At 62.2% G+C, this 13162-nt stretch carries 14 protein-coding genes; 7 read left to right on the top strand and 7 right to left on the bottom strand.

Features of this window, described 5'->3' with window-relative positions; all coding sequences use genetic code 11:
- The first annotated feature begins 385 nt into the window (after positions 1-385).
- The 5 genes from HNQ60_RS26855 (at position 386) to HNQ60_RS26875 (ending at position 3365) form a co-directional block, all read left to right on the top strand.
- Positions 386-661 (top strand): PepSY domain-containing protein, encoded by a 276-nt coding sequence (locus tag HNQ60_RS26855; protein ID WP_184335903.1) that lies wholly within the window; start codon positions 386-388, stop codon positions 659-661.
- Positions 662-672: 11 nt separating this feature from the next.
- On the top strand, positions 673-1197 hold the full coding sequence (locus HNQ60_RS26860) for a cytochrome b/b6 domain-containing protein (protein ID WP_221304480.1): 525 nt from the start codon (positions 673-675) through the stop codon (positions 1195-1197).
- Between the two features lies 1 nt (position 1198).
- Positions 1199-2392 carry a carbohydrate porin gene (locus HNQ60_RS26865; RefSeq protein WP_184335904.1) on the top strand — a complete coding sequence of 398 codons (1194 nt, stop codon included), beginning with the start codon at positions 1199-1201 and terminating at the stop codon, positions 2390-2392.
- A 146-nt stretch (positions 2393-2538) separates the two neighbouring features.
- On the top strand, positions 2539-2880 hold the full coding sequence (locus HNQ60_RS26870; RefSeq protein WP_184335905.1) for an ArsR/SmtB family transcription factor: 342 nt from the start codon (positions 2539-2541) through the stop codon (positions 2878-2880).
- Positions 2877-3365, top strand: a complete 489-nt coding sequence (locus HNQ60_RS26875; protein WP_184335906.1) for an SRPBCC family protein — start codon at positions 2877-2879, stop codon at positions 3363-3365. The genes HNQ60_RS26870 and HNQ60_RS26875 overlap by 4 nt, the downstream gene beginning before the upstream one ends.
- A 129-nt stretch (positions 3366-3494) precedes the next feature.
- Here HNQ60_RS26875 and HNQ60_RS26880 read toward each other — a convergent pair whose 3' ends face one another.
- The 4 genes from HNQ60_RS26880 to HNQ60_RS26895 all read right to left on the bottom strand — a co-directional run bounded on the left by HNQ60_RS26880 (position 3495) and on the right by HNQ60_RS26895 (position 8213).
- Entirely contained in the window at positions 3495-5594 is a 2100-nt protein-coding gene (locus HNQ60_RS26880; protein ID WP_184335907.1) for a S9 family peptidase, read from the bottom strand.
- A gap of 152 nt (positions 5595-5746) precedes the next feature.
- A complete protein-coding gene (locus HNQ60_RS26885; RefSeq protein ID WP_184335908.1) occupies positions 5747-6283 on the bottom strand; it encodes a glycine zipper family protein in 537 nt (178 codons plus the stop codon).
- Positions 6284-6328: 45 nt separating this feature from the next.
- Complete coding sequence (locus HNQ60_RS26890) at positions 6329-7510, bottom strand: hypothetical protein (protein WP_221304481.1); 1182 nt, start codon at positions 7508-7510, stop codon at positions 6329-6331.
- Positions 7511-7538: 28 nt separating this feature from the next.
- Entirely contained in the window at positions 7539-8213 is a 675-nt protein-coding gene (locus HNQ60_RS26895) for a response regulator transcription factor (RefSeq protein ID WP_184335910.1), read from the bottom strand.
- Between the two features lie 98 nt (positions 8214-8311).
- Here HNQ60_RS26895 and HNQ60_RS26900 point away from each other — a divergent pair, with 98 nt between their 5' ends.
- Both HNQ60_RS26900 and HNQ60_RS26905 read left to right on the top strand, forming a co-directional pair.
- Positions 8312-9124 carry an alpha/beta hydrolase gene (locus HNQ60_RS26900; RefSeq protein ID WP_184335911.1) on the top strand — a complete coding sequence of 271 codons (813 nt, stop codon included), beginning with the start codon at positions 8312-8314 and terminating at the stop codon, positions 9122-9124.
- Positions 9125-9191: 67 nt separating this feature from the next.
- Complete coding sequence (locus HNQ60_RS26905) at positions 9192-9824, top strand: glutathione S-transferase family protein (RefSeq protein WP_407676472.1); 633 nt, start codon at positions 9192-9194, stop codon at positions 9822-9824.
- On the opposite strand, the gene HNQ60_RS26910 is transcribed toward HNQ60_RS26905, so the two are convergent.
- The 3 genes from HNQ60_RS26910 to HNQ60_RS26920 form a co-directional block, all read right to left on the bottom strand.
- The gene (locus HNQ60_RS26910) at positions 9825-11057 is read right to left on the bottom strand and encodes an MFS transporter (RefSeq protein WP_184335913.1); all 1233 of its coding nucleotides are present in this window, start codon (positions 11055-11057) and stop codon (positions 9825-9827) included.
- Positions 11058-11198: 141 nt separating this feature from the next.
- Entirely contained in the window at positions 11199-12578 is a 1380-nt protein-coding gene (locus HNQ60_RS26915) for an FAD-containing oxidoreductase (RefSeq protein ID WP_184335914.1), read from the bottom strand.
- A complete protein-coding gene (locus HNQ60_RS26920) occupies positions 12575-13039 on the bottom strand; it encodes a DUF4126 domain-containing protein (RefSeq protein WP_184335915.1) in 465 nt (154 codons plus the stop codon). Before HNQ60_RS26920 ends, HNQ60_RS26915 begins: the two co-directional genes overlap by 4 nt.
- Between the last annotated feature and the right edge of the window lie 123 nt (positions 13040-13162).

A 13162-nucleotide genomic window follows, 5' to 3' on the forward strand; every position in this document is an offset into this window, starting at 1 on the left:
CGTTCGTGTTTCCCGTTGCGCTTTGACCGAGAAAGGCGAACCGGTGAAGCAAGTCGGCCATCACGACCGGGTAGGCGCCCTTACTACGTCGTGGAACTCTGCGCATCCCAGCCGGGCTGCAGCCAGCAGGCGCTGACGGCCAGCGGCGGCAACGGCTTCTTCTACTGCTTCGCTGCGGATTGAACTCGAAGCGCGCCTGGCCAGCGCGCAGCAAGATGAAAGCGCGAAGCGTTCTCATCTGTACGTGATTTCGCTGCGTTCGCTGGTGATGTGGGCTCACCGAACTGGCCTTCGTTTGCACCCAAGGACGCGACGGCGCCCGCTACAGTCGGTCCGACCAAGTCGCTGCACGCGCGTGGTCACCTTACTCACAGAGGAACCGACCATGAAGAGATTGCTTGTACTCACCGCGCTGGGCTCGCTCCTGTCGGCAACGACGGCATTGGCCACAGGCCTTGCGACCTGCGATTCAGGCCCTCAGGAAACCTGGCAACCGCAGGCTACTCTGGAGAAGCAACTGACGGACAAGGGCTGGCAAGTCCGGAGAATCAAGATCGATGGCGGCTGCTATGAGGTCTACGCAATCGATGAGAAAGGCCAGAAGGTAGAGGCGTACTTCCATCCGAAGACGCTCGCCCCGGTGCCAACCAAGAAATCCTGAGAAGCAGCTTCGTGACGCGCTGGGTGCGAGTCTGGGACCCGCTGGTTCGCATCGGCCACTGGCTGCTCGTGGCTGGGGTTGTCGCTGCGTGGGTCACTCGGCACTCCACGAGCAGTTGGCACGAACGCCTCGGCTATCTCGTACTCGGGATCGTGGCGCTGCGCATAGTGTGGGGCTGGACTGGCTCCACCTATGCGCGATTCGCGTCGTTCGTCTCCTCTCCTTCCGGCACGTTCAATTACGCACGCCAGCTCATCGCTCGAAGCGAGCCTCGTCACGTGGGGCACAACCCGCTTGGGGGCTGGATGATCGTCGCACTGCTCCTGACGATCACCGCAGTGTGCGTTACGGGATGGCTCTACACCACCGATCGTTTCTGGGGAGTCGAGTGGGTCGAGACGACACACTCGATGCTGACGGATCTGCTCATGATTCTCGTCGGCCTGCACCTCTGCGGGGTTCTCTATTCGACTTACCGTCATCGCGAGAACCTCATCGCGTCGATGCTGCATGGTCGCAAACGCGAGATCGATTGAGATGCGGCCCCCTGTGCGCCGCGCCGGCCCAGCGCTTGCGATGATCGGAGTCGCATCGGGTATCTGCGCCGATGAAGTCGCGGAGCCCGCAGTTGCGCTGTCTGCTGTCTACACAGCGGACCTGCTTCGCAACACGAGTGGTGGGTTGAAAACGGGCAACGCGTATCTCGACAACCTCGACATGACACTCTCGATCGATGGGGAGCGTGCGTTCGGCTTACCGGGCCTTACCTTGTTTGCGTACGGCCTCTACACAAATGATGCCCGATTCTCCGAGGTCTACCCCGGGGACGTGATGACAGCTTCCAACATCGATGCACCCGAGGCGCTGCGCTTGTACGAGGCCTGGGCGCAATGGGGATTTGGACCTCATGATTCCTCCCTTCGCTTCGGCCTCTATGATCTGAACTCCGAGTTCGACGTCAGTGCAGCGCGCGGAGTATTCATCAACTCCAGCTTTGGCGTTGGCCACGAACTGGCGCAGACGGGGCTCAATGGCCCGTCGATCTTTCCGATCACTTCGCTCGCCCTGCGTCTCGCGATCCAGCCGACGCCACAGTGGACCGTGCTTGCCGCAGTCCTCGACGGCGTGCCCGGTGATCGCAACGAGCCAACCAGGACAGGCATTCACCTGGATGCCGACGAGGGCGTTCTGGGAATTGCTGAAGTCGCCTGGAGTGGAACGAAACTCAGAAAGCTTGCGGCTGGGGCCTGGCGGTACAGCGAACCGTTCGAGCGCATCGACGAGACGGAGTCCGCAGGAACCGCCTTCAGCTACGGAGCATATGCGCTGACCGAGTTCGAACTGTGGACTGACCCACGCAGTGACGCGCGGGAGATTGCGGCATTTTTCCGAGTGGGCATCGCATCAGACGCAGTCAACGAATACGACCGAAGCACACAGGCCGGCATCATCTTCCATCAACCCTTCAGCAACGCCGAAGAAGAGACGTTCGGCGTGGCGATCAGCACTGCACGGGTCGGCCGCTCCTATCGGCACAGTCAGGAGGAAACCGGTGTGCAGCTCAGTGAGCGCGAAACGGCGATCGAGCTGACTTATCGACGCCGCATCACCGACTGGCTCCTCGTTCAGCCCGACATTCAATACATCCTCAATCCCAGCGCCGACCGGACCCTGAAGCATGCGCTTGTGCTGGGCCTGCGCTTCGAGTTCCTCACCGAACGATCCTGGTAGATCGCGCAACGCTCAGTTCAGCCGATCGTGCGCAATCACATCTGTAAACGATGCGAACCAATAGTTAGGTATTGACCTTAGTTTTATCCGATGCCAAGATCTTTCCATCGCAGATCGGGCAACCCAACCAATGCACGGGTGTCGAAATGGCTCAAGCCGCAGTTGCTGACGATGTTTTCTACGCCTTGTCCAATGCGACGCGGCGGAAGGTTCTGGAGCACCTGTCGCGAAGACCAGCGACCGTCACCGAGCTCGCGGCGCCGTTCGACATGAAGCTCCCCTCGTTCGTGCAGCACCTGTCGGTGCTGGAGCGCAGCCGGCTCGTGAGATCGAAGAAGCTGGGGCGTGTGCGCACGTATGAGCTCGCCCCCGAACGATTCAAGGTCGCTGAAGACTGGCTGACCACACGGCGGCAACTGTGGGAATCCCGGTTGGATCAGTTCGACCAGTACGTCAAGCAACTCAAGGACAAGGAATCAGCATCATGAGAAAGCAATTCGCGGTCGATCCGAAACTGGATTTCACCATCGAACGATTCATCGACGCTCCCGTGCGACTCGTCTGGGAAGCACTGACGAAGCCCGAACATCTCAAGGAATGGTACATGCCCAAAGCCTGGGGTCGCGTGGCACGAGCGGAGATGGACGTGAAACCGGGCGGCATCTTCAGCATCGACATCGCAAATGCCGAGGGCCAGGAGTTTCCGAACCTTGGCTGCTTCCTGGACGTGGTTCCAGGAGAGCGACTCGTCTGGACCTCCATGTTGTTTCCCGGCTATCGCCCGGCTGTGTTCGACGACATTCCGATCACGGCCATCGTCACGATGAAGAACGAGGGCAAGGGAACGCGCTACGTCTTCACGGCACTGCATCGGAGCGAAGCGGACCTCGAGACGAACAGAACGTCAGGCTGGCAGGAAGGGACCGGGATCGCCGTCGATCAGCTGGTGGCGCACGTGACGTCGATGAAGTAGTTCGACGTGACGCCGCCGGATGGATTCCCGCGTACGCGGGAATGACAACTACCCCGTCACTCCCGCGCATGCGGGAATGACAACCACTCTGTCACTCCCGCGCATGCGGGAGTCCATGCCCTGTCGCTTCTAGGGCTTCAGTCGTTCCCCGAAGAATGCGCTCATCTCCTTCCACAGCCGAAACCATGCCTCGTTCCGGATGAACCCATGAGGCTCACCCGGCACGAGTGTCGTCTCGACAGCCACCCCGTTGGCTCTGAGCTTCTGCGCCAGATCGACCGTCTCCAGAACATCGACATTCATATCGGCATCGCCGCTGAAGAGCAGCACCGGCGACTTCCATTGGTCTACACGCGAAAGCGGCGAAGCTTCGAACGCGCGCTTCCGATCGTCATCCGACACACCGAAGAAGCGACTCGGATTCAGGTGCCCCTGCTTCGCAGAAGGCCAGCCCCAGTCGTACACACCGTGCACTGAAACGCCGGCCGCGAAGAGATCGGAGTTTCGCGCGAGCGCCTGCGCTGTGAGCAAGCCGCCGTATGAACCGCCCCAGATACCGATCTTTGCGCGATCGACGTCATCGCGCTCTGCCAACCAGCGGGCGGCAGCCAGAACATCGCGATACTCCGATGCGCCTCGCCATCCGCGATCGGCTGCTTCCCGGAACGCCCGGCCGTAGCCTACGCCCGACCGGAAGTTGACGCTGAGTACGACGTAGCCGAGCCGCGCGAGTTCGCGATTGAAAGCATAGTTGCGCGCGTAGTACTCGCTGAAGTGATAGGCCGGGAACATCTGGCGCTGCGGGCCACCATGCACATAGATCACGGCGGGATGCGGGCCTTTGCCAGTGGGCATGAAGAGCTGAGCTGCAACTTCGACACCATCCTCTGCGCGCAGCAAGACGATGGCTGGAGGAGCACGATCGGTAGTGCCGGCGTATCCGTGATCGGCCGGCTTCTCTGCAAGAGCCACCCGCCGGTTCGATGTTTGCAGCACGCGCATCAATGGCGCTGCATTCGCGTCACCGCCGCTGAACGCAACAAAGCCATTCGCTCCGGCAACAGCGTTCGCAAGCACCTTGTCCGCTGTCGCAACGGCGGCAGTCTTCCCATTGCGCAAATCGATGATCGACGCCTGCCTGAGATGGCGGTCGGTGCAGTTGTGAATGACGAACAGCTCGAACGCGTCGATCTGTTCGCTCTCCGCCACCTCGCAGTTCGGCGGCGTGATTGCGGTTGGCGAACCGCCCGCCGCTGCGATGGTGTACAGCCGTGCCCAACCGTCGTGCTCTGAGAGAAAGACGAGACGATCGTTGCCCATCCAGCGCAGCGCGCTGTCCGGATCTTCCATGAGCTCCATTGCAGCGACGCCCTGCGATTGCCACAGCGTGCGGGTCTCGGCGGTGCGAACATCTACGACATGAACCGACAGCGGTTCACTCTCGGTGCGGTCGTAGACCTTGTCGTGTTCGCGACCAGGTCGCGTCACGTACGCAAGCTGAGTGCCGTCCGGTGACCACACCGGCGATGCAGCACGGTCTGGTCCGCTCACTACCCAATTGATGCGATCCGCGCCGAAGCGGTAGACGCCGACGAAGGCGTAGCCTCCACGATCGTGGGTGAAGGCGATTGCCGTGCTGTCAGGTGACAACTGGACGTCCCCGAAAGCGGCGCCTCCTGCGAGCAAGAGCTGATCGTTGGCGGCGTCGGCGGACAGTTCCACGGAACGCAGGTCGCGACCTTGCCTATATATGAGACGAGTCCGAAGGAACTCGGGGCCGGTGCCCTTGCCGATCTTCCGCGGCGGCGCGTTGGATTGAGTTGCTGCGATCCAGACGGTCGTCGCCGGCGGGTCGATCAAGCCGGCGGGATTGTGTGCCTGGCCTTCGATGTAGCCGACACCCGTGAGGAAGGCCACGAAAGCGCCGTCTGCGGAGAGCGCGACAGCGGTTACCGGCTGCCCGTCGTGATCAGTGCGCTCGTGGATTGTCAGCGGCTGGAAGGCCGGACCTCGGGCGAACATTACTTTCGTTCGATCGCCCTGGCGGATGGTCCAGGCGAAGGCGTCGGAGTTGCGGGAGGATGCGGTGGTGAGGGTGATGGGGAAGTCGAGGAGGCGTGCGTACTGACTCGGATCCTTCGGGGCAGCCGACGCGGGGCCAGCTATTAGAGGTCCGGCTGCGAGAGCAAGGACAGAGGGCAGGCGAAGGAACCAGCGTGTGCCTTTCATTGGGGCGGACCTGTGTGCAATGACTCGGTGTCGTCGCACGTTCGACCTGCTCCCTAAAATCACCCGGCTCTAGCGTGAGGTGGTGCAAATCGTCGTCGCGTTGCTTCGATCTGGAGCGGACGAAGCAACGCGAGTGATGACGACACCCCCGGTCACTTCAACGTATACCCCCTGCCCTCCATGCACGCCGCATTCGCGCGATTGTAAGTATCGATCTGCTGCTGCTTCTGCGCCTCTGCCTGATCCTGTGCTGTCTTCTGCGCCTGCTCCTGTTCCTGCGCCGCCTGTTTCTCTTCAGCCTTGCGGTTCTGTCGCGAACGGCTGCCTCCCGCGAGCACACCCACGGCCGCTCCCGCCTTGGCACCCTCGCTCGCATCATCGTTCACGATCTCTCCGGTGATCGCACCGGCGGCAGCACCACGCGCTGCACCCCTGAGGCGCTCGCCCTTCGGGCCGCTCGACTCCTTCTCTGCCGGTGCAGGAGCTGCAACAGTCGCGGGCGTAGCGGCGACGGCTGCAGGATCGATGCCTGTGGTTTGCTTCGCCCACACAGCGCACTCGCCTGAATCCTTCTGTTGCTGTTCGGCACTCTGGCCCTTGGCGGGATAGATGATCGGTGCCTGCGCCAGCACGGAGGTTGCGCTCAGGGCAAAGATCGTAGCTGTCGTGAATCGGCGGAAGGCACGCATGAGGGCACCTCTGCAGTAGCGGAGAGTTCGGAGCGGCGACTCGCTTCAGAAGATCGCCTTGAGCACATAGGAGGCAAATTCCTCCAGCGAGAAGATCGTCAGCAACAGAGGCAGGAAAGGGATCGCCGTCATCGATGCAAGCCTCGTCACATCGCGCCAGCCGAAGGGGAACAGGCGCATTTCCTGCACTACGCCGAAGCTGTTCCCGAGATCCGCCAGCGACTGGATGTCGCCGCTGCCAAGCAGTTCGTCGTCGGTGGAAGAATCATGGAGCCACTTGCCTTCGAATCTTGAGCCGTAACGACTCGCCAGCCGCCCAAATGCGCCCAGCCCCGCGCGCTTCGCTTCCGCAAGACGGGGCGCGAACACAGTGAGCGGCAAGAGCGTCGCCACGATGAAGAATGCGAGGAACGCGACGACCTGCACCCGGAAATCGGTCAGCACTGCGCCAGCGTGGAGAATCTGACCGGCAATCAATCCGGCCAGGATGGCGCCCTGAGCAACCAGGATTGGCGCGAAGGCATGCGTGCTCGTCCCGAGAAAACCCAATCCACCCGTCCTGTCGACATGGATCGGAATGAGCTTCAGGTTGAGTCGCGACACGCGAAACAGGAAGTAGAACCAAAGGAAGAACCGGAAGTACCAGCGCAACAGGATGAACTGGAAGATCGGCACGCTCACGAACACGAACCAGTAGCCGGCGGGCGTCAGCCTCATCCGCGTGCCGTCCGGAATGGCGTACCAGCTCGCCGCGCCCAGCGAAAACTGCTTGATCCAGACCCAGATGCCGATCGAGTACACGATGAGGATGAGCAGGATCTCCGTCATCGGCGAGTTTCGCAGCCGCAGCGTCGATTCGATCGCGCGCTCGAACTTCGGCGTGTCCTCGGGCGTCACGATCCGCCGCTCGATGAACTGGCTCACCGCCGGCCGCAGGCGGCGATGAACGATCAGTTCCGCGCCGATGAGAATCGGCAGCGCCACCAGAAATCGAACGTGCGATTCGACATCCTCGATGAAAGGAATTTCGACCGCGCCACCGAACGCGGTTCCTGCGAGTATCGTCAGCAGGAGCAGCGGAATCCACGCAATGCCCGCAATGATGATGATCCGACGATTCAGCAGTTCCAGCGCATCACCCGAGAGATGCGCCCGTCGAAACAACTGGAACAACGGACCGCCCAGAACGAGGGAGAAATTCTGCGCGCTGAATGCGTTGGTGCTCATGGCCATGGCCTGCGCAAGCGCGGATCCGTCAGTGCGACAGTTCCTCGGCAACGGCCGCCGATCTGTCGATCGCAGGTCGCCGACCCTCGGGTCGTGCAGCCTTCTCCAACGTCAGTGACATGCCGATCAGTTCCGCAACGGACGCGGCCTCCATCTTCCTCATCACGCTGCGTCGATGCGTCTCTACCGTCCGCCGGCTCAGGCCGAGCCGGGAAGCAATGACTTTGTTGATCGAACCGATCGCGAGCATCCGCATGACCTCGCGTTCCCTGGCGCTCAACGAGGCGACGCGCTGCCGCAGAACCTCGTTGTACTTCTGATCCATCAGGCTGTCTTCCGAGAACCGGACCGCACCCGCGATGCAGCGCCGCAGGTCGTGGGGGTTCAGCGGCAACTCGAGACAATCGAAGGCGCCGCCCTTCATCATTTCTACCGCGGTCTCGATATCCGCGTTGGCGGAGATGACGACAACGGGCAGCGCATGCCTGCTTCCCCAAAGGGAAGGTAGGTCGGCTGCGCCGGCCGTCGATACCTCAACGAGCACACAACCTGACCTCAGCGCCGTGTAGCCTTGCAGATATTCGGCAACGCTACTGTAGGTCAGCCGCCCCCAATCCGACCCTTCGAGCGCCTTCTCCACCGTCGCGCTGGCCTGCTCATCCTGCACAACTACGTGAACGACGGAGAGTTCTTTGGTGCTCATGAACTTCTGCTGCGGTGGCGGTGGATGGGCCGGAATCTACCCCCGTCGCGAGAATCCGGAAGTAACAGGACGTTAGCTACGTAACAGGATCTGGTCTGATGCGCTCCTTCCTCACTTTCTCGCTGAACGCACTGGCGATTGCCGCGACCGTGTACATCCTCTTCTGCGCCCTGCTCTACTGGCGGCAGGAAGCATCGATTTTTTACCCGGGCCCGAACGATCGGGCGCTCAAGGATCAATGGTCCGCGAATCGCATTGAAATCCCCGTGTCGGGTGCGACGCTCGAAGGCTGGTGGACCGACAATCCGCGTGCCGCAACGCCTGCGGTGATCCTCTATTTCGGCGGCAATGCGGAGGACGTGCTCTACACGGCAAGCACGGCACGTTTTCTCGAGGCTCGTCGGCTCCTCGTCGTGAACTATCGCGGCTACGGGGGCAGCTCGGGCCGGCCGGGTCAGAAGGAACTGTACGACGACGCGCTCGCGATTTACGACTGGATGATCCGCGAAGGAACCGATCCGAAACATATCGTCGTGATGGGTCGCAGTCTCGGTTCGGGCGTAGCAACGATGCTCGCCGCCAATCGTCCCGTCGCAGGCGCGATTCTGATCACGCCGTTCGACAGCCTCGCCGATGTCGCGGCCGGGCACTACCCGATCTTTCCGGTTCGACTGCTGCTGCGTCATCCCTTCCCGTCCGGGGAATGGGCGCGGCAGATTTCGCGACCCGCTCTGATCATCGCGGCCAGTCACGACTTCATCGTGCCGGCAAAGCACGCTCAACGTCTGGCCGAGCAATGGGCTGGTCCCAAGGACATCCGGATCCTGCAGGGCGTCGGCCACAACGATGTCGATGCGAACGCGGACTACTATCCGTTGATCAACCAGTTCCTGTCGTCCGTCGCCCAATAGCAAATGAATGTCGGGCCCGCCGACCCTGCCACGTCCTTGAGGTCACACCCAGGCGTACGAGGCAGACATCATGAGACTCTATGAATTCGGACCGACCCGCTCGCTGCGGGTGCGATGGACGCTGCAGGAACTCGGCGTCCCATTCCAGTCGGTGATCGTGGATATGTCGCGCAATGAGCATCAGCTCCCGGACTTCCTCTCGCTGAATCCCGCCGCCAAGCTGCCCGTGCTCGTCGACGGCGATCTCGTGCTCAATGAATCGGCTGCGATCGTCCTGTATCTCGCGGAGAAGTACGCGGACAAGGGGCTCGTGCCCAAGGACCTGCGGGAACGCGCCGACATGACGCGATGGTTGCTGTTCACTGTGACGGAACTCGAGCAGCCGCTTTGGCGAATCGCACGCAATACGTTCGTCTATGCAGAAAGCGATCGCGTGGCCGCTGACGTTCCTGTCGCCCGCCGCGATTTCGAAGCGATGGCTGCCGTGATGGATGCGCACATGAGGGATCGTGAGTTCGTGGTTGGCAACCACGTAACAGTCGCCGACTTCGTGCTGGCCTACACGCTGGACTGGGCGAACGAGGAGGAACTCCTCGCGAAATTCCCGCGACTGAAGGCGTATATGGAGAAGCTCTATCGCCGCCCGACTGCAACGCCGCGAATCGCCGCGGCAATGGCAGCGGTGCAGGCTGCAGGCTGATCAGCGAGCCGCTGTCGGCAAGCGATCCATGGAACGAAGCTCGGGAAAGAGGCGCGACCAAACTGCCGCGACGATGAGTGTCGCGGCGCCTCCGACTACAACCGCGCGCACAGTTCCGAACCACGCTGCGGTGACGCCTGACTCGAACTCGCCGAGTTCATTTGACGCACCGACGAACACAGCGTTGACGGCACTGACGCGACCTCGAATCGCGTCGGGTGTCTCGAGCTGCACAAGGAGATGGCGCAGATACACACTGACCATGTCGCCCGCACCGAGCAACGTGAGTGCAACCATCGACACCGCCAGGTTCGTGGACAAGCCGAACACGATCGTCGCGATCCCGAAGACCGTCACGCCGCCGAACATCCATGCGCCCACATGCCGGGAGAGCGGCTTCGCAGCGAGCGCTAGTGCACAGATCATGGCGCCGACCGCCGGCGCTGTGCGCAGCAGCCCAAGCCCCGCTGAACTCGTGTGCAGAATGTCGTGAGCGTAGACAGGCAACAGCGCAGTTGCACCGCCGAACAGCACGGCGAACAGATCGAGCGAAATCGCACCCAGCACGATCGGTTTCGACTTCACGAAGCGCAGACCGGAAAGCAGTGACTGCACACTGACCGCCGGCGCAACGCTGGCCGAACGGCCACCCGACCGAATACGCAGCATCAAGAGCGTGCTCGTGAACAGCAGCGTCGCGACGATCCCGTAGACGACGCTGGCACCGGCAAGATAGAGGACACCGCCAAGCGTCGGCCCGACGATTGTCGACACCTGGAACACGGACTGATTGACTGCGACGGCCCGAGCGAACGATTGCGGCGGAACCAGGTTCGGGATCAGAGCCTGCGCCGCCGGCATCGCGAACGCACGGGTGATTCCGAGCAGCGTCATGAGCGCGAAGATCGGCGTCACCGAATTCACACCGCGCAGCGACAGCGTGAGCAGGCTCAAGGCGCAGATCATGTTGAGGAAGTAGCAGCCGGTCACGATCCGGCGACGATCGAACGAGTCGGCCACGTGCCCTGCCGGCAAAATCAGCACGATGAACGGCAGGAACTGGGACAGCCCGATGAAACCGAGATGCAACGGATCGCGCGTCGTCTGATAGACCTGCCAGCCCACAGCGACCGTCTGCATCTGAACCGCGAGCGTGCCGAGGCATCGCGCGGTCAGATACCGAATGAAATCACGCTCGCCCAGGAGGCCCGCGCGGGTGGGAGCATCCGTCATCGAAGAGTCCGCAGGGAAGTGGGCGGGCAGAATACCGAAAATCGGTACAGGTTCGTTATCCCTCTCCGTCACTCCCGCGCAGGCGGGAGTCCATGCCTTGATCCAGATGGATTCCCGCGTTCGCGGGAATGACGGACATACTCAGCCCGACACTTCCCGAAGCTCCCCCAGCATCGTCGGAATCAACTCCGACACCGTCGGATGAATCGGAACCGCATCGCGGAGCGCCGTGTACGCAACGCCCGCATTCATGACGTCGAGGATGCCGTGGATGGCCTCGTCGCCGCCGGTGCCGAGAATCGAAGCGCCGAGTATCTTCTGTGTCTGCGCATCGACGATGACCTTCATGAAACCCCGCGTCTCGCCCTTCTCGATGGCGCGCCCGACCTTCGTCATCGGCCGGCTGCCGATCAGGACCTTCCGGCCGCTTCGTCGGGCTTCTGTTTCGGTGACACCGCAGCGGCCCAGCGGCGGATCGATGTACAACGCATACGCCGGCACGCGATCGCTCACACGCCGATGGGCGCCGTCGAAGATGTTCGCGGCGACGATTTCGTAGTCGTTGTACGCGGTGTGCGTGAACGCGCCGCGACCGTTGCAATCGCCTACCGCCCAGATGCCCGGCACGCTGGTGCGAAGTTCGTCATCGACGACGATGTAGCCGCGCTTGTCGACAGTGACACCCGCCTGATCGAGCCCTAGGTCGTCCGTGTTCGGACGCCGGCCTACGGCGAGTAACACGTGCGTACCGATCACGCTCGGCGAGCCCTCCCTGCAGTCGACATGCACCTCGACTCCCTTCGCGTGGCGTGCGAGCCGGATGCATTCCGCGCCCGTTCGCATAGCAATTCCTTCCGCACGCAGGATGTCTGCAATGGCAGTCGAAACGTCCTCGTCTTCCCGCGAGACAAGACGGGGGCCCTTCTCGACGATGGTGACCTGCGCCCCGAATCGCCGGAACATCTGCGCAAACTCGAGGCCGACGTAACTCCCGCCGACCACGACGAGATGCTCGGGCAGCGTCGTGAGCTGCAGCATCGACGTATTGGTCAGGTACGGAACGTCGTCGATACCGGGAAAATCAGGCCGGAAGGCGCGGCCGCCGACATTGATGAAGATCTTCGGCGCTTCGAGCAGTTCATTATCGACTCGGACGCTCGTCGCCGACTCGAATCGCGCATGACCCTGGATCACCGTGCAACCCGGCATCGAACGCACCCAGCCTTCGACCCCGTTGCGCGCATTCGTCGACACGGTTGCCGCGCGTTCATGAACGCGTGCCAAGTCGATTCGCGGCGCGCCACCGAGAACGACACCGTATTCAGCGGCTCGTTGCGCGACACGCGCTGCATACGCACTCGCAACCATCGTCTTCGTCGGCATGCAGCCCGTGTTGACACACGTGCCCCCGAACAAATGGCGTTCGACCATCGCCACCTTCATGCCAGCGGTGCTGAGGCGATTGGCGAGGGATGGCCCCGCCTGCCCCGCACCGATGACGATGGCGTCGAAGCGCGTCATCCGGGCACGGCCAGAAGCAGCAACGCGGCGCCGCCGATGGCGACGATGTCTTCGATGATCGCAGCCGGTCGATCCTTGCCGAACGCGGCTGCGAGCCGTGCCCTCGCTGCTCGTCCGCCCAGCGTGCCGATCACCGCACCGATGATTCCGGCGATCGCGCCGGCCCACAGAGAACCGCCAGTCACGCCGATGGCAGCGCCACAGAGCGCGCCACTCAGGATGCGGGTGCCGAACTGAACGGGCACGGTGCGACTCGGTGTGGTCGGAAGCTGGTCCGTGACCAGTTCAGCAAGCGCCAGGACAGTGAAAATCCAGGGAGTCCAGGCAAAACCCATGAAGGCAACGAGGCTTCCCTGCACTTTGAGCACACCCAGATGGGCGCCCCATGCAAATGCGGCTGGCGCGGTCATGGCGCGCAGGCCGGCAACGATCCCGATCAGCAAAGCCAGCAGATAGATCACGGCGTGCTCCTGTCTTCGGTCGCAATGGCAGGCCGACACTGGCCCGGCTCATCGACTGTGACCGGCGGCCCGCCCGGAGGCTTGAATCAGCGTGCCGTTTTCAACCGAACGGACTGAGGATAC

This window comes from Povalibacter uvarum, assembly GCF_014202975.1.
Lineage (GTDB): Bacteria > Pseudomonadota > Gammaproteobacteria > Steroidobacterales > Steroidobacteraceae > Steroidobacter > Steroidobacter uvarum.